Source organism: Acinetobacter sp. ANC 3929 (assembly GCF_000369405.1).
Classification (GTDB): domain Bacteria; phylum Pseudomonadota; class Gammaproteobacteria; order Pseudomonadales; family Moraxellaceae; genus Acinetobacter.
Genome location: NZ_KB849994.1, coordinates 530835 through 547659 on the forward strand (window position 1 = coordinate 530835; position 16825 = coordinate 547659).

A 16825-nucleotide genomic window follows, 5' to 3' on the forward strand; every position below is an offset into this window, starting at 1 on the left:
GTATTATTTAAAGCCTAGAAATTTGGGTGACGAAAAATGTCATAAACAGACCATACTGTATAGACAGAAGCGTATTGCTATCGGTAAAATGCCCTAAATTTAAGCAAAAAAATTTATAAAAATGTTGAACAACATCTATCAAGCGTTAGAGAGTCTCGGCCTTACAGCACAAAAACGTGCCATTCATATTCAATTTTCGAATCAAAATTTAAATACTCAAGTTTTTCTGCAACGTATTGATGGACAGCATCAACTCAATGCAGGCCTTAAAGCAGAATTAATTTGCTTGTCGACTAATGCGACTATTCCCTTAAAACAATTTATTGGCAGTCAAGTTGCAATTGATACGGTGACCGATCAAGGTCAATTGACCCGTGTTACGGGGATCATCACCCAAGCCTTACAAGGACAATCAGACGGTAGCCTAACTTTATATAAACTGACTTTAGAAGATCCAACTGCACTGTGGAAACAACGCCGTAACAGCCGCGTGTTTATGAACAAGAGCGTGCGTGATGTCATCGAAATCATCTTCAAAGAATGGCAGAGCAAAAGTCCGTTATTTGCATCCAGCCTCACTTTAGACCTAAGCGGACTCAGCCAAGACTACGATGTCCGTCCCTTTATTATGCAGTCCAATGAAAGTGACTATGACTTCTTAACGCGTTTGATGCGTAGTGAAGGCATCAACTGGCTGATTGATGAAGCAGCACACACAGTTCCACTCAGCAGTGCAGCCATCCAGGCACAAAAACTACGTCTCATTGATGACAATAGCCAATACCAAGCCTTAGACCGTCGACAGATTCGCTATCACCGCAGCAGTGCCACCGAACAATACGACAGCATGACCAGCTTGATCGGACAACGCACACTACAGCCAAGCAGCGTGCATGTACAACGCTGGCAAGCCGATGCACTGGAACAGGAAGAAGGTGCAGGCAGTGTCCAAAGTACGCATCAACACAGCGAACAACATGACAATGCCAGCCTAGGCTTAGAACAGGCATGGCATTTTTCACCCGCTTGGATGCAAGACCTAAATGGAGAAGATGGGGCGACCCAGTCAGGCAATGCCCAGATTGAAAAGCTCAATCAAAACCTAGGACAATACCACGACCTACAATCGAAACAGTTTATTGCCCATACCACAGTACGAGATACCCATGTCGGTTACTGGTTTGAACTGGCAGAGCACCCTGAAATCGATCAACACAGTGGCGCAGACCAAGAATTCCTGATCACAGGCAAGCAGTTCTATAACCAGAACAACTTGCCTAAAGACCTCAATCAGCAGATTAATCAACTGTTGGCACAAAGCAATTGGCAACCCACTCAATACAACAACGCAGAAGAACGCCAAGCCAACCAGTTAATCCTGCAACGCCGCAATATCAAAACTGTCCCTGAATATCACCCACTACAACACCGTCCAGCAGCCTCTCCACAACGCGCCAAAGTGGTTGGACCCAGCGGTGAAGAAATCCATGTGGATGAATGGGGACGCATCAAAGTCCGTTTCCTGTTTACCCGCAATGACGATCATAGCCACGATGGTGGTGCAGGCGCGAATGACAATGACACCGATTCAGCATGGGTGGATGTACTCACGCCTTGGGCAGGTGAAGGCTATGGTGCACGCTTCCTGCCGCGTATCGATGAAATCGTGGTGATTGACTTCTTTGATGGCAACATTGATCGCCCATTTGTGGTGGGGCGCATTCACGAAGCCCATCGTAGCCCGACCAAGTTCGACAATGCAGGCAAGCTTCCAGACACCAAGAAGCTGGCAGGGATCAAGTCCAAGGAATATCAAGGCGAAGGTTTTAACCAACTGCGCTTTGATGACACCACTGGAAAGATCAGCGCACAGCTACAAAGCAGCCACGCTGCTAGCCAACTGAACCTCGGTAAACTCAGTCATCCCAAAGACAAAGCGGAAAGTGAAGACCGAGGCGAAGGTTTTGAGCTACGCACAGACCAATGGGGCGCAGTCCGAGCTGGAGAAGGTCTACTCGTTTCCACGCATAAACAAGATCAAGCGCAAGGCGAACACATGGATGCCCAAGTTGCCAAGCAACAGCTTGAAGGCAACCAAAGCAATGCCAAAGCCTTAAGTGAAGTGGCTAAGAATCAGCAAACTGATGAAATTGAGTCCGTTGAGCAATTGAAAGCATTCGCAGAACAGATTGAAGCAAAAATTGCTAAGTTTAATAAAGCAATGCTGTTACTCAGTTCACCTGAGGGAATTGGTCTAAGTACCAATGAAGATATTCATTTATCGGCAGATGGGCAGATCAATCAGTTTGCAGGTGACAGTATTAATCTAAGTACGCAGAAGAATTTGATCGCACATGCCAGTGCTAAGGTGAGCCTGTTTGCCGCACAAAATGGAATTAAACAGGTCGCTGCCAAAGGTAAGTTTGAAGTTCATGCGCAGTCGGATGGCATGGATTTACTTGCCAAGCAAGGGATTCAAATTATCTCGACCGAAGATCGTATTGAGATCACCAGCCCAAAAGAGATTGTGATTACCGCAGGTGGTTCTCAAATCAAGCTGAATGGTGCTGGTATTTTCCCAACCACAGGTGGAAAGTTTGAGGTAAAGGCGGGGCAGCATTTGTTTATGGGTGGGGCACAAGTGAGTGCACAATTACCAGCTTTGCCTAAATTTGATAATAAAAATTGGATTGCTTTAGAACATCTAGATGTAGATCGCCAACCATTTGCAAATTTGGGTTATAAAATCTTTTTTGAAAATAATCAGGTTATTGAAGGAAAATTAGATGAGCATGGTAAAGCTCATCATGACAATGTTCCAGAGAAAGCAATTAGAGTTGAGTATGAGCAACCTAAAATGGAAGAAGATAAGCCTTGGGATCAGTTTGATACAGTCATGGCAGAATTAGACAAGATTGATAAGAATAAGGGGCAATTTTAATGCCAGATTTTTTACCATCTAAGAAAGAGCTAACCAATGCTCTAGCGTGGTTCACAGCCCCAGTAAATGATGCAATCAAGAAAGGGAAAGAAACTGCAGCGGATATCGCAGAGTGGCTTTGGGTTGTGTTACAAGGAGACTTTGCAGAGGATCAAACAACTGCACAAATTGTCACTGGTACAGTGATTTCAATGATCCCTTTTGTAGATCAGATTTGTGATGTTCGGGATATTTGTGCGAATGCGACAAAGATTAAAGAAGACAGTAATAATCCGTGGGCATGGATTGGGCTAATTCTAACACTGATTGGCTTATTTCCAGTATTGGGTTCATTATTTAAAGGGGTTTTCAAAGTTATTTTGGCTCCTATTAGACGCTTTATGCTTAAGCCTGCAACCAAAGGTTTAAAGTTTACGGGTGGAAATATATATAAGTTTGCTGAACCTGCGATTGAAAGTGGAATTACAGAGTTAAATAAATTTCTTGCACGCCCTGCGGTAAAAAAGGCCATTAAAAACGCAAAGATTACCAATATTTATAAAGCAACAGCGAGCAAAATTCGAGAAGTTAAAGGCATGTTGACCAAGCAGGCTTTGTTGGGCGTGTTTGATAAACTTGTAGGATATTTAAGAGATACGGTTAAATTTATTGATAAATACGCAAGTAAGGCGATTGGTGCAAAAGCACGACAAATGTTGCAAACCGTAATTGATGTCCGTAACTTGGCGAATCAAAAACTTGGCGAGTTTTTAAAACCTGTACAAGACTTTTTGGAAAGATTAGCGGTTAGAATCGAGAAAGAAAGTGATCAGGCTTTTAAAGCGACGACTAATGTTAAGAATATTCATAATTTTAAGAAAGTAGGAACAGATGCTGAGTTAAAAAGTGTTTTAAACAATAAACCGAACTGGGTTGATGTTGCAGCAAAGGAGAAATATGAAGCTTTAATCCGAAGCCCAATAATTCCAGAGGGTTTTCCCAATATTGGTACAAAAGATATGCCCCTAAAGAATGCATATAATACGTTTCATCGAGCAAAGCCAGTTACTATTCCAGAAGGTGAAGTTTTATATCGTGTTTTAGATCCACGTAGTTTAGATAACAGTATTTGTTGGATGAGGGAAGCTGAGTATAAAAAACTTAAGAGTAAAGCCGATTGGCGACGCTATTTTGCGGTATTTGCATCATGGAATCATAATGGTGAAGTTGTTAAATACAAAGTACCAAAGGGGGGGATCAATGTATGGGAAGGCCCAGCAGCGAGTCAGACTTTTAAAAATAGTGCGGGTAAAGTCGAGAAGGTCAATAGTAAAGGGGAAGTATTTGTACTCGAAGGTGGTGGCATACAGATTGTCCTAGATCCAAAAGATTTGGTTCATGCAAATATAAGTAAACGCGAAGCAACCCCTTGGGGCTATGACAGTGGTTTGATTGGTGAAGCTAAAACCAGCATGGTGGGTGTACCCCGTTTAGAACAGAACTGGTATGGAGATAAAAAGTAATGTTGCAGTTTGAAATTCGTCCGCAGGAAATTTACTTACTTGAACGCTATAGTTCGGCTGAATACTTTAACGAACTAGTAGATACTTTTAAAAATATGCTGGATGCAGCAGAGGATGCGCTCGAGCTATTTATGCAAGATTTACCTTATGATTATCGGAACCGTCATATTTCACAACAGCCCGATGTGGTTTGGGGTGAGCATGTTTTGCCTAATTTTCGATCAACTCTTGAGGCATTAAATTATGGATATAAACGTTTATTAGAGGGTGATTTATCTGCTTTACAATATGCAGGAAATGTGGTGACTGACTTTAGAGGGCAAACTGCTGACTATCTAGCTGATTGGATGGATGAAGAAAATTACAGAAAATTTAATGATTGGCAAAATGAAGCAAGCATCTTGTCATCTAACATTAAAGCTACAGTCTTTGGTAATTGGCCTATGACTTTTTTAACAGAAAAATATGATGCAGAATATTTAGGAGAGTTAAATTTACCATCATCTTTACCAATATATAAGCTGAACCAAAATATTATAGTACAAACAGGCGAAACTGTGCCACAGGATGGAATTTTCATTCCTGTAATTCAGGAAGCAAGTTCGCAGCTGTTATTAAAAGGACATGATGCGATAGAAGCATTAGTAGGACTTGATGAATACTGTCCTCAATATGATCATAAAGAAGACACGAAATGGGTATTAGTTGAACGAATTGCGAATGAAGGTGGTTCATCTGAGACTATACAATTTGAAAACTTAAAAGGCTTTGCTGGCCAGATTTGTCAACGTACTGGTAGTTGGTGGAGCCCTGCAAATCAATTGCAATCCCGTTATTTTGAGCAGGGAGAGGTATTTCCTGAGGTTGAAAATAATAGTTGGGGAGAAACGATTTGGTATTTAGAAGTGACGAATAAGAAGTAAATATGCGTTATAATATAAATCCTAAAGCTGCATATTTATTAGAAAAATTTAGCTCGTTAGCATTTTTTGAGACTATGCGAAATAACTATGGTCTTTTTTTAGATAGTTTAGAAGAACTATTTGAAATCTATATGCATAATTTACGAAGTTTACCCTATCCTGAACAAGCAGATATTCAATGGGGAGAAACTGTTTTACCTAATTTAAGAAGTACAATGGACTATGTAGATGAGTGTTATGTAAAAATAAAATCAGGAGATTTTACATATTTGGATTGTGTTGGTGATATTCGTTCCAATGATAAAGGCTTAAGTGAATTTTCTCCACATTGGATGGATGATTTACCTAAAGAGAAAGTGGAAAAATGTTGGGATTACTATTCAATTGCCAAAAGTTATGCTTCGATTATTGGGAATACTTATCCCACATATTGGGAAAAAGGATTTTTGGAAGAAAATTTTCCAAGTTTAAGCAGATTTAATAGTATAGATGTAATGTTACCAGTGTCTTATCCTATTTATAGGATAAATCCAGAGGTGAAAGTGGATTCCAGGGAAAAGATAATTAAAACAGGTATTTATGTTTGTGGTGGATTTGACAATAATTTAAAATTTTTAGCAGCTAGTCCAGAAGATGATAATGGTTTTGCTCCACGATATGCGATTCAAGATCAAGAAACTGGAAGAAACATATATTATGAGACCACATGGACTTTAGTAGAGCGCATTGCAGATGAAGGTGGGTCATCTGAGACAATTCAAATAGAAAACTTAAAAGGTTTAGCTGGTCAGGCTTGCCAACGAACAGGCAATTGGTGGAGTCCTGCAAATCAATTGCAATCCCGTTATTTTGAACAGGGAGAGGTATTTCCTGAGATTGAAAATAATAGTTGGGGAGAAACGATTTGGTATTTAGAAGTGACGAATAAGAAATAATTTATGTATACAAGATTAGATTGTCAAAACAATGATAAAGTTTTGATGAAGGTAAAATTCTACCTGAGATCAAATCTGATTGGGATGAGGGGTTTTGGCAGTTTGATAGTGATGAATAACTTATGCTAAGAAGCTGTTCTAAATTGACTCGTTTTCAAAAGCAATCAGTTGCCCTAATCTATTATGTTACTTCACGATCTTATTTGGAAATGTTACTCACCAAACTGGATGATTTGATTCAATATACTGGTGGCGTGATTGATTTAGCTGATCAGCAGTATCGTGATCGTATCCTATTGCAAGAAGGTTGGGGCATGGGTGATACCTCAGCCAATTGGAGTACTTATGCTTACCCATCTTTACTCGATTTTAGAATAGGGTTAATCAGAATAATTGAAGAAACAAAATTAGAAGAATATGGTTGGACACCTGCATATAATACAGCACGTATGTTAGGCGAGTTTCAACCTAACTGGATGTCAGAAGAAGAAGAAACTGATTTTAAAGCGCGCTTTGATGAATTATATAGATTATGTAGTTATTACGACTCTTGCGTAAAGCCTCCAAGATCATGGACTTTATATAGTTTATTTGAAGTAATTAAAGAGCTTGGAGTTTTTGATCATAAAGTCCCAAAGCTTAGAGTTCATACAGATATACGTATAAATAGTGAGGAATCTATTTATAGGACAGGCGTATATATCCCTGTAGGCGATCAATTGGGTACACCACAATTTGCTTGGACTTACCGTGATGAAAATGGTTTTGAGGGTGGGCAATTGGAAGAATGTGAAACATTAAATGCTTTAGGTAAGCAGTTATTTTCTAAGTTTAATGAATATACAGCATGGACTCCATCTGAAGAACTAAGAGCATTCGCAATTGAAAATATTAAAAAGAAGAAAATAGATGACGATTTTGGTTATGTAAAGTTTGATTATGACACCCAATTAAGATTAGCCCCAGAGTTGATTGCAAGAAATGCATTTACTGGCTTTGACTGTAGTTGGTACTTTGTTGAATTGGTTGATGGTGAGTTTGAAGATTGATATACGCTGAATTATCAGGAGACTTTCCCTTGGGAGATTCTAGGCAGCCAACTTATAAAAGTCTTCGGCCATTTGATTTGGTGTCTTAAAACCCAAACCCTTTTGAATTCTTCGATGATTATAAAATAACTCAATGTATTTTATAATATCTGCTTTGGCTTCTTCTCTAGTTTGATAGTTGTAATGATGAACTAACTCATTTTTCAATATTCCCCAAAAGCTTTCAATCGGTGCATTATCGTAACAGTCTCCGCGCTTGCTCATTGAACCTTGAAAACCATATTGCTCAAGTATATTTCGATATTCATGGCTGCAATATTGACTTCCTCTGTCTGAATGCACAATCAGTTCTTTGGTTGGTTTTTGATTGTGAATAGCCATATTTAGCGCATTACAAACAAGCTGTGTTGTCATGCGCTCATTTAAGCTATAGCCAACCACTTGCTTCGTGTAAAGGTCTTTTACCGCTGCTAAATACAGCCATCCTTCAACAGTCCATATGTACGTAATATCACTTGACCATGCTTGATTTGGTCTAGTCATTGAGAATTGTTGCTCCAGCAGGTTTTCATAGATCGCTCGATTATGGTCACTATTCGTAGTCCTTTTAAAACGCTTGTGTCGCTTACAATACAGGTGGTTCAGCGCTTTTATCTGACGTACAGCGTACATACTCATTTTTATACCCTGAGCTTGTAAGTATTTGGTTAATCGAATATAACCATAGCTCTGCCTTGTCTCCTCATGGGCTATTTTCACCAATATCGTCTGTTGATTTCGTTGAATCGTTCTTTTGCTCACGCCTCTCTTGAGCCAATCATAAAAACATGAAACTGAAACATGAAGTAATCGAGCCATTAAGGTAATTGGAAAAGAATATCTTTTTTGTTTCATATAGGCGTACCTTACTGACTTTCTTTGGCAAAGTACGCTGCTGCCTTTTTTAAAAATTCACGTTCCATTTCAGCTATTTTGAGCTGTTGTTTGAGTTTTTTATTTTCTTCGAGTAGAGCGTTTAGATCAGGTGAATACTGTTTTGTACCTGCTAAAGTTCCAGCCTTTGCTTTGGTATTCCAATTTGAAAGAGTTTGCATTGAAATGCTAAGTTGTCTAGCTGTTTCCGAGACATTGCCTTGATTGGCTTCAATTAATTTGATGGCTTCAGCTTTAAATTCTGTGGTGTAAGTCTTGTGTTTCTTGCTCATGGTAAACTCCTGATGAGTGTGTTTAGTTTACCAAGTTAAAACCTCCTGTTTTTTCAGCACACATCAGATATTGGGGTTGAGGATGTAGTTATGTTTGCTACACCTGATTTAAAAGTTATAGGTGGAGAATTATGTCCAAGAACAGGTTATTGGATTTTATCTAGCCAAAAGGGGAAGCGTTTGTATTTTACCAAAGGAACATTAATTCCTAAATATAATAAAGACTGGGGTGAGGAATATTGGATTTTTGATGGTAATGCTTAAAACTGATGAACACCTAACGCCATTCATTGCACATGATATTTATGTGATGGAACAGTTTCTAAAGCCCGAACGGATAAAAATGATTCGGGATATCTGGCAGGAGATGCTGGATTATCTGGAAAGCTTATTGGATCGTTTTATGAATGATCTTCCCCAAGACTATCGTAACCGTAGTTTACCCGAACAACCTGATATTGTTTGGGGAGAACGGGTTATTCCCAATTTTAGAAGTACAATGGAATGGTTGAATGAAAGCTATATTCAACGGTTAAACAATGATTTTGACTGTTATATCGGTTTTTCTTTAGGTGCAAGTACAAATGGACAACGAGAGTTTAGTGTAGACTGGATGGATGAGGTTGAACCTGAAGCCGCTGCAAAGTATCAACACCTCTTATTTAAGGCAGCTCGTCTTGCTGAAGCGATTGAGCATACGATTCAACAATGGTCACCTGGAGACTTAACTCATTATTTTTCTCAAATAGGCTCACATAATAGTTCATTTACTTATGATCCAGTAATCCCACCTCCGTTGAGTTATCCTGTTTCTCGCTTGAATGAAAATATAAAAGTAAAAGCGGATGAAAAAATTCCTCAAACAGGATTTTACTTACCTAACTTACCAGATAGTTTCCCTCTTTTTATGTGGGTTTCAAATAATGACGTATGGGAGTTGGCTGGTGAAACCCGTATACCAGAAAATGATCCAGAATATCCTGGCTCGCGGATTTTGGCCCCATGTACTTGGACCTTGATTGAAAGTGTGGCTGATACAGGCAATGAACATGAACATGTTACGGTGTTCAATGTTCTTGCAGGTCAAATAGCCACACATTCGGGCTATTGGTTTACAATCGCCAAAGAAAATTCACGTCAATATTTTAAGCAAGGTGAAATTTTACCTGAGATCAAATCTGACTGGGGTGAAGTGTATTGGCAGTTTGATGGTGAAGAATAACTAATGTGCCCTTCGGGGCATTTAAAATTTTGAGATTTATATAATTAAAATGATTGATCAGCAGAAATTAGAGCTATTTCCAAAAGAAATTTATTTATTGGAACAATTTCTTTCATATGATTATTACTATGAAACGGTAAAGTTATGGGAGGAACAAATCAAATATGCTGAAGAGCTGTTAGATAAATATAGTGCCAACTTAGCACCAGCTCACCGTGCTCAACATCCATCTCATCAAGCCGACTATGTATGGGAAACCATTGTACTACCAAATTTTAAGGGAGTCTTACATCATTTGGTTGATGGGCTGGATGACTTAAAAGAGAGTTTTTTACCTATATTAAGAAGAATGAGTGGCATTCGTAATGCTCTTATTGCTCAATGGAGAGATTATCCTTATGATTGGATGGATCATGTTGAAAAAGGCTCAGCTGATATTTATAAAGCTAAACTGGATATTGTATCAATAAGAGCTAATAATACCTTTGTTGCAAGTGATTACTATGACTCGCAATGGGACTATAAAGATCTATTAAAAATGATGTGTATAAAAGAGATGTGGGTATAGAGTATCCTCCAATCTTACCTAAATATTATTTAAATCCTAATATAAGTATAAAAACTGATGAACCAATTATGGTGACAGGTTTTTATCGTTCTACTGAATCATATTCAGCTTGTAAGTTTCTGATACATGAAACAAAAATATCAGCCAAGCATCCTGAAGACTGGAAATTAGCTCCAGCGGTTCAGTGTTTTAAAACGAATCCAGACCTTTTTACGACACCAGATACAATTGAAAATTCAGAAGAAGTAGAAACTACATGGATACTGGTGGAAAAAGTAGTTGAGGATGATGGCAGTAGTTCGGTATTTAATGAAGAAAGAATTTCTCAATGAATTTCAGCATTAGTACAAAAATGATGAGTTACTCTAAAAAGATTCTATTAAGTTTTTTACCTCTTATTTTATGTATCAGTTGTAGTAATGGCCAGTCAGCAGCGCAGCCAAGCGCTGATACAGAAGGATTTATCAAGAAACTAAACCAGCAGCATCGGTTTAAGGTTCATGGCTGTGCAATTAATTATAACGGTACAGATCTCTATATGAATTCTACCGTTGAACCTTGGATCAAAGCCTTGGGGAAAAACTATAGAAAAGTGGATAGTACGGATGGAATTAATTTAACCAATTTATATATCTATGATGATATAGGAGTACGATTGGTTGAGAGAAAAAATGATAAGCAAATTGATAGTTTTCGTTTCCGTTTAGAACGACCAGAGCACGATATAAAGAAAGAAACAGATGCAGAAATAGAAGAAGAACTAAAGAAACCTGATACAGAACAAGTGAGAAGTATATTTAAAGATGCGATCGATATAGATGGGATACTTGTTGGCGCTTATCCAATGCATGATGAGGTTAGAAATAAATTTCATTCAAAAACACGCGTTAGTTATAACTTAACTATTAGCTGTGAAAATGATCAAAAGGGTAGGCCATTTGGAATTGAGTTAAGTACGAGTTTTAATGATCCCGAAGTGATTGATCATATGTATTTTTATAATTATTTTGATTCTATCAGTGATGAGGAAAAAGCGAGACAGCGTAAAGAGTTCTGTGAAGGCCCTGATCGAGATCATCCTATTTTAGGGGGAGGTTGTGAGAATTACCCTATAAAAAATAACAATACTGCCATAAAATAAAAAGCAGAGCCGAAGCTCTGCTTTTTTGAGTCAAGCAGTTTTAGATTTTGCTGATCAAATCATTGATTTGTTTTGCTTGTTCTGCGGCATTACCTGTATAGGTTGCAGGTGTCAACTCAGCTAAACGAGCACGTTCATCGGCTGGAACTTGTGCAAGTTCATCGCCATTGACGAAGTTCACCATCATGTCACGAGTCATTGCTTGACCACGAGTCAGCGCTTTTAATTTCTCATATGGCTTTTCAACATTATAGCGACGCATAACGGTTTGGATTGGCTCTGCAAGAACTTCTTGTGCTTGGTTTAAATCTTCATTTAAACGAGCAGCATTCAATTCAAGTTTACCTACACCTTTTAAGCATGCATCAAATGCAATTAAGCTTTGTGCAAAACCAACACCCATATTACGTAATACAGTTGAGTCAGTGAGGTCACGTTGCCAACGAGAAACTGGAAGTTTTTCACCGAGGTGGCCCAATACTGCATTGGCAATACCTAAGTTACCTTCAGAGTTTTCGAAGTCAATTGGGTTTACTTTGTGAGGCATGGTTGAAGAACCAACTTCGCCATCTTTTAACTTTTGTTTGAAGTAACCCAGCGAGATATAACCCCAAACGTCACGGTTAAAGTCGATCAAGATGGTGTTGTAACGACGCAATGCATCAAACAATTCAGCCATATAGTCATGTGGCTCGATTTGTGTGGTGTATGGGTTGAAACTTAGACCTAAAGATTCAACGAAAGCCTGTGCATGTGCAGCCCAGTCAATTTCAGGGTAAGCAGAAAGGTGAGCGTTGTAGTTACCTACCGCACCATTGATCTTACCGAGTAATTCTACATTTTCAAATTGCTTGATTTGGCGCGCTAAACGATAAGCAACGTTCGCCATCTCTTTACCCAATGTGGTTGGGCTTGCAGTTTGACCATGAGTACGTGACAACATTGGCTGTTCAGCATGCGTGGTTGCCAAAGCAGAGATCGCATTAAGAAGTTGCTTCATACTTGCAACTAAAACTTCACGACCATTTTTTAGCATCAATGCATGAGACAGGTTGTTAATGTCTTCAGAGGTACATGCAAAGTGAATAAATTCGCCTGCATTTTGTAATTCATCAATGTTGGCAATTTTTTCTTTAAGGAAATATTCAACTGCTTTTACGTCATGGTTCGTTGTGCGTTCGATCTCTTTAATGCGATTCGCATCTTCTTCAGAGAAATTAGCAACGATCGCATCTAAAGCTGCATTGGTTTCATTTGAAAATGGCGCAACTTCGATGATTTCTGCACGATTTGCAAGTGCTTGTAACCAACGCACTTCAACCGTGACACGAGCGTGGATTAAACCAAACTCAGACAAAAAAGGGCGTAGGGCATCGCATTTGCTAGCGTAACGTCCATCAAGTGGCGAGAGTGCGGTTAAAGCATTCATACAGATTCCTTAATTTTGGAATAAACATAAAAATAAATTCGTTGTAGCATCGGTCTATACCACCTGATACTGCAAACGAGCGAGAGCTTGAATATCTTGCAATAACTTGCGTTTACTAAAGATCATACTCCAAGAGCTGCCACCAAGCTGCTTCCATAGATGCGCCAGCTGTAAGCCTGTAAATAAGCATGCACGAATACGGTTGGTATGATTGATGTCTTTAAAAGCTTCGGCATTGCCACGGACCAAAATACGTGGATTGATCTGTCCTGCGGTTTCAACATAGGTTTGAGCTAAATTGGCAATGATGCTTGGATGTAAATAATTATTATCGAAAAATGAGAGTTGCTTTAAGATTTTCTGTTGTGCTGTTTCTATAATTTTGACGTATTCAGGATTGCTATAAACTTTTTTTTCCAACTGCAACAAGGCCATTGCATAGGACATCGGCAGTTTTGCAGTCGACATTTTGGGAACACGGGATTTGGGTGCGGTATTAAAAGGCTGGGTAATACAGCCTTCTAAGGTTTTTAATCCCAGTGAAATATCTGCAAGCTGATTAAAAAAATCTAAGGTCTGAGAGGCATTATTCGCTGCAGGACGAATATTCAGGCTGGCTTTGATCAACAGTTCAAAATAGAAGTTACCACTATCGCCAATGCTTTGCTGTCCAGCCATTGCAGTCATATGTGTTAACTGAGTTGCCTGAAAGACCGCAGCCAATGCCAGAGCACGGTTCTGTCTAACATTCAACGCTTGAGTGTGCTGAAAGGGTAACTCGACCATGCTTCGCTTCCAATTTCCTTAAATAAAATCTGGTTCAGGTGCATTGGTATGGTGAATCACACCACCACCTAAGCAGACCTCTCCGGAGTAGAACACCACGCTTTGTCCAGGAGTCACAGCGCGTTGTGGCTCGTCAAACTCAACACGAATTCCATTTTCCGTTTGTTCATCGCGATAGATTGTACACGCTTGATCTGGCTGACGATAACGGGTTTTGGCTGTGCATCGGAATCCAGTCGATGGAATGTCCTGTTCGCCTGCAACCCAATCAATTGATTCGCTCCAAAGCTGTGTACTTTGCATCAATGGATGTTCATGCCCTTGACCAATCACCAAGCGATTATTGGCAATATCTTTATGTAATACGAACCATGCACCTTCTTGTACACCTTTCATACCACCGATACCAATACCACCGCGTTGACCCAGCGTATAGTACATCAAGCCATGATGTTCACCAACTTCTTTACCTGATTCCAAAACAATTTTTCCAGCTTGTGCAGGTAAATATTGTTTCAGGAAGTCTGTAAAGCGACGCTCGCCAATAAAGCAAATACCAGTTGAGTCTTTTTTCTTGGCAGTTGCTAGATCTAGCTCTTCTGCTATGCGACGAACTTCTGGCTTTTCAATTTCACCAACAGGGAACAAGGTCTTGTTGATTTCACGACCGTGTACCGCATGTAAGAAATAAGTCTGATCTTTATTATTATCAACGCCACGGAGTAATGGCGCATAGGTTTCGCCACGTGAATTCTGCATGCTTGCACCACGACGGGCATAGTGACCTGTTGCAATAAAGTCTGCACCTAAAGTCATGGCATGGTCGAGAAAAGCACGGAATTTAATTTCTTTATTGCAGAGAATATCTGGGTTTGGTGTACGACCCGCAGCATATTCGGCTAAGAAATGCTCAAATACGCGATCCCAATATTCCATGGCAAAGTTGGCAGTATGCAGTTTAATGCCAATTTTATCTGCAACGGCCTGAGCATCTGCCAAGTCTTCCAATGCTGTGCAGTAATCCGTACCATCATCTTCTTCCCAGTTTTTCATGAAAAGGCCTTCAACTTGATATCCTTGTTGAAGTAACAGTGCGGCAGAAACAGAAGAATCTACACCACCAGACATACCGACGATGACACGTTGTTGCATCTAATTAAGCATCCAAATGAGAAGTTAATGAGGGAGAGAAAGGGTGCTCATAAATAAGCGATAAAGGGTATTTTTTACCAGCAAGGGCATCTTCAATAGCTTTTAAAACCAATGGACTACGTGCTCGGGCTGATTCTTGTAGCTCATCCAGATTCATCCAAACTGCACCTACGATACCTGTATCCAATTGCGCATTTTCCTCAACGGCTGTGACATGAGCCAGAAAGCAAAAACGATAATAAGTACGGTCGGGAAACATCGGTGGTGTATAGGTGTAGATACCCAGTAGATGATCAATTTCGACGTGATGGCCTGTTTCTTCTAAGGTTTCACGGATGGCTGCCTGAATAATGGTTTCACCACATTCTACATGTCCCGCAGGTTGATTAAACACGGTATGTACAAAGCCTTCGCTGTGTTCTTCAACAAACAGAAAACGTTCGTCTTTTTCGACAACAGTAGCGACTGTGACATGAGGTGTCCAAGCGGTCATAGAAAGCACCATGGTTTTAAAAAACGTATTCTACAAAATTTGACTGTTTTTGGCTACATAGAAAGGCTAATTCGCTAAAGCGGAGGAAAATATTTGCTGACATCAGTATATATATGATGTTTGAGAATCGAAAAGAAATTGCTTCAAAAAAACAGATTGTGTTAGTGTGTTTTTTGACCGCGAGGTAAAAATAATAATTCCGTCTAAGCAATGTATTGTTTGCTCAGGCCTTTCAATAATTTAGAAGTACAACAGATGATGAATTAGACTCATATACAGCACACGGAGTTGAAGTATTATGCAACATATTAAAATTAAACCTGGTGTCGCTTTAGCAGAACAAGCAGAGATTGGCCATAATCGCTGGCATCCAGATATTCCATTTTTAACATCGGTGAAACCAGGGGAAGAGATTCTCATTGAAAGCCTAGATTTTTTAGATGCACAAATTAAAGATACCGATGATGTTTCTGATGTAAAAAATGTTGATCTCACTCGAGCACATCCTTTGACGGGGCCTTTTTATGTTGAGGGTGCTGAGCCAGGCGATTTATTGGTGATTGACCTTCTGGATATTCAACCGATCTCAGCAGTTGGTTTTTCTGGCGTTTTCGCGAAAGAAAATGGTGGTGGCTTTTTAGCAGATTATTTCCCTGAGGCAGATAAGGCAATTTGGGATTTAAAAGGATTATTTGCAACATCGCGTCATATTCCCGGTGTTCGTATTGCTGGCTTAAAACATCCTGGATTAATGGGGACGCTTCCTTCACATGAGCTTTTAAAAGAGTGGAACCGTAGAGAAGCGTTATTGGTGCCTAAGGGGCAGGCAAATCCACCTGATCCAAGAACTGCGGTGTTACGAGGGGTCACTGGAGCAGAGTTTGACCGGATGGCAGTTGAAGCGGCCCGTACGGTACCGCCGCGTGAACATGGCGGTAATACCGATATTAAAGATCTAGCTGCGGGCAGTCGTATTTATTTTCCTGTGTATCAGAAAGGCGCTGGCTTCTCGATGGGTGATCTACACTTCTCACAAGGTGATGGCGAAATCGGATTCTGTGGTGCGATTGAAATGGATGGGGTAACGCGTGTTGGTTTTGACCTGATTAAAGGAGGAATGGAAAAATACAATATTGATTCGCCTATCTTTGTTCCAAGCAATGTCAGACCTAATTACGATCAGTGGCTAACCTTTGAAGGTATCAGCGTGGAAAATGGAATAAATCATTACTTGGATGCTACGGTTGCTTATCGTCAGGCCTGTTTAAAAGCAATTAAATATCTTGAGAATTTTGGATTTACGGGGTCTCAAGCCTATATGTTGCTTACCGCTGCACCTGTTGAAGGGCGTATTGGTGGCATTGTAGATATTCCAAACTGTGCTTGCACAATTTCTTTACCAACCTCTATCTTTGAGAAGAATATTTTGCCGCAAGGTGCCTTAAATGAGAATAAGTTTTGGGGACATCGTTAGTCTTG

Annotated in this window: 14 protein-coding genes and 1 pseudogene; 10 read left to right on the forward strand and 5 right to left on the reverse strand. The window is 39.7% G+C overall.

All coding sequences use genetic code 11. The features are described 5' to 3' along the window. Positions 1–121: 121 nt before the first annotated feature. The 5 genes from F909_RS17230 to F909_RS17210 all read left to right on the forward strand — a co-directional run bounded on the left by F909_RS17230 (position 122) and on the right by F909_RS17210 (position 7350). Entirely contained in the window at positions 122–2941 is a 2820-nt protein-coding gene (locus F909_RS17230) for a type VI secretion system Vgr family protein (RefSeq protein ID WP_005145778.1), read from the forward strand. Next, complete coding sequence (locus F909_RS17225; protein WP_005145779.1) at positions 2941–4443, forward strand: hypothetical protein; 1503 nt, start codon at positions 2941–2943, stop codon at positions 4441–4443. The genes F909_RS17230 and F909_RS17225 overlap by 1 nt, the downstream gene beginning before the upstream one ends. Continuing rightward, positions 4443–5366: a hypothetical protein gene (locus F909_RS17220; protein WP_005145781.1), complete on the forward strand. Its 924-nt coding sequence runs from the start codon at positions 4443–4445 to the stop codon at positions 5364–5366. Before F909_RS17225 ends, F909_RS17220 begins: the two co-directional genes overlap by 1 nt. A gap of 2 nt (positions 5367–5368) precedes the next feature. Beyond that, the gene (locus F909_RS17215; protein WP_005145782.1) at positions 5369–6301 is read left to right on the forward strand and encodes a hypothetical protein; all 933 of its coding nucleotides are present in this window, start codon (positions 5369–5371) and stop codon (positions 6299–6301) included. Between the two features lie 203 nt (positions 6302–6504). After that, positions 6505–7350, forward strand: coding sequence for a hypothetical protein (locus F909_RS17210; protein ID WP_228129384.1), 846 nt, complete (start codon positions 6505–6507; stop codon positions 7348–7350). A 39-nt stretch (positions 7351–7389) separates the two neighbouring features. Here the strand turns inward: F909_RS17210 and F909_RS17205 are convergent. Further along, positions 7390–8555 (reverse strand): IS3-like element ISAba22 family transposase gene (locus F909_RS17205; RefSeq protein WP_085940844.1). Its coding sequence is split into 2 segments (ribosomal slippage): positions 7390–8297 and positions 8297–8555, totalling 1167 coding nucleotides; the frame shifts between segments, so codons are not numbered across the junction. A gap of 90 nt (positions 8556–8645) precedes the next feature. On the opposite strand from F909_RS17205, the gene F909_RS21090 reads away from it, so the two are divergent. The 4 genes and pseudogenes from F909_RS21090 (at position 8646) to F909_RS17185 (ending at position 11486) form a co-directional block, all read left to right on the forward strand. Beyond that, the gene (locus F909_RS21090; RefSeq protein ID WP_005145788.1) at positions 8646–8819 is read left to right on the forward strand and encodes a hypothetical protein; all 174 of its coding nucleotides are present in this window, start codon (positions 8646–8648) and stop codon (positions 8817–8819) included. Continuing rightward, positions 8806–9777 (forward strand): hypothetical protein, encoded by a 972-nt coding sequence (locus F909_RS17190; RefSeq protein ID WP_005145796.1) that lies wholly within the window; start codon positions 8806–8808, stop codon positions 9775–9777. Before F909_RS21090 ends, F909_RS17190 begins: the two co-directional genes overlap by 14 nt. A gap of 49 nt (positions 9778–9826) precedes the next feature. After that, a pseudogene (locus F909_RS21680) lies at positions 9827–10677 on the forward strand (hypothetical protein). Beyond that, entirely contained in the window at positions 10674–11486 is an 813-nt protein-coding gene (locus F909_RS17185) for a DUF7738 domain-containing protein (protein ID WP_005145801.1), read from the forward strand. Before F909_RS21680 ends, F909_RS17185 begins: the two are co-directional and overlap by 4 nt. A gap of 40 nt (positions 11487–11526) precedes the next feature. Here F909_RS17185 and purB read toward each other — a convergent pair whose 3' ends face one another. From purB to F909_RS17165, 4 genes are read right to left on the reverse strand one after another with little or no spacing between them, the layout of a single operon-like run. Further along, complete coding sequence (gene purB / locus F909_RS17180) at positions 11527–12915, reverse strand: adenylosuccinate lyase (protein ID WP_005145803.1); 1389 nt, start codon at positions 12913–12915, stop codon at positions 11527–11529. A gap of 54 nt (positions 12916–12969) precedes the next feature. Then, positions 12970–13701 carry a high frequency lysogenization protein HflD gene (hflD, locus tag F909_RS17175; RefSeq protein WP_005145804.1) on the reverse strand — a complete coding sequence of 244 codons (732 nt, stop codon included), beginning with the start codon at positions 13699–13701 and terminating at the stop codon, positions 12970–12972. A gap of 18 nt (positions 13702–13719) precedes the next feature. Then, positions 13720–14853 carry a tRNA 2-thiouridine(34) synthase MnmA gene (gene mnmA / locus F909_RS17170; RefSeq protein WP_005145806.1) on the reverse strand — a complete coding sequence of 378 codons (1134 nt, stop codon included), beginning with the start codon at positions 14851–14853 and terminating at the stop codon, positions 13720–13722. 4 nt (positions 14854–14857) lie between these two features. Then, the gene (locus F909_RS17165) at positions 14858–15346 is read right to left on the reverse strand and encodes an NUDIX hydrolase (protein WP_032877536.1); all 489 of its coding nucleotides are present in this window, start codon (positions 15344–15346) and stop codon (positions 14858–14860) included. Positions 15347–15644: 298 nt separating this feature from the next. Between F909_RS17165 and fmdA the strand changes: the two genes are divergently transcribed. Continuing rightward, entirely contained in the window at positions 15645–16820 is a 1176-nt protein-coding gene (fmdA, locus tag F909_RS17160; RefSeq protein ID WP_005145809.1) for a formamidase, read from the forward strand. Positions 16821–16825 lie beyond the last annotated feature (5 nt).

Coding starts and splice junctions, on each gene's coding strand:
- F909_RS17230 (WP_005145778.1), top strand. CDS start 122: ATGTTGAACAACATCTATCAAGCGTTAGAGAGTCTCGGCCTTACAGCA.
- F909_RS17225 (WP_005145779.1), top strand. CDS start 2,941: ATGCCAGATTTTTTACCATCTAAGAAAGAGCTAACCAATGCTCTAGCG.
- F909_RS17220 (WP_005145781.1), top strand. CDS start 4,443: ATGTTGCAGTTTGAAATTCGTCCGCAGGAAATTTACTTACTTGAACGC.
- F909_RS17215 (WP_005145782.1), top strand. CDS start 5,369: ATGCGTTATAATATAAATCCTAAAGCTGCATATTTATTAGAAAAATTT.
- F909_RS21090 (WP_005145788.1), top strand. CDS start 8,646: ATGTTTGCTACACCTGATTTAAAAGTTATAGGTGGAGAATTATGTCCA.
- F909_RS17190 (WP_005145796.1), top strand. CDS start 8,806: ATGGTAATGCTTAAAACTGATGAACACCTAACGCCATTCATTGCACAT.
- F909_RS17185 (WP_005145801.1), top strand. CDS start 10,674: ATGAATTTCAGCATTAGTACAAAAATGATGAGTTACTCTAAAAAGATT.
- purB (WP_005145803.1), bottom strand. CDS start 12,915: ATGAATGCTTTAACCGCACTCTCGCCACTTGATGGACGTTACGCTAGC.
- hflD (WP_005145804.1), bottom strand. CDS start 13,701: ATGGTCGAGTTACCCTTTCAGCACACTCAAGCGTTGAATGTTAGACAG.
- mnmA (WP_005145806.1), bottom strand. CDS start 14,853: ATGCAACAACGTGTCATCGTCGGTATGTCTGGTGGTGTAGATTCTTCT.
- F909_RS17165 (WP_032877536.1), bottom strand. CDS start 15,346: ATGACCGCTTGGACACCTCATGTCACAGTCGCTACTGTTGTCGAAAAA.
- fmdA (WP_005145809.1), top strand. CDS start 15,645: ATGCAACATATTAAAATTAAACCTGGTGTCGCTTTAGCAGAACAAGCA.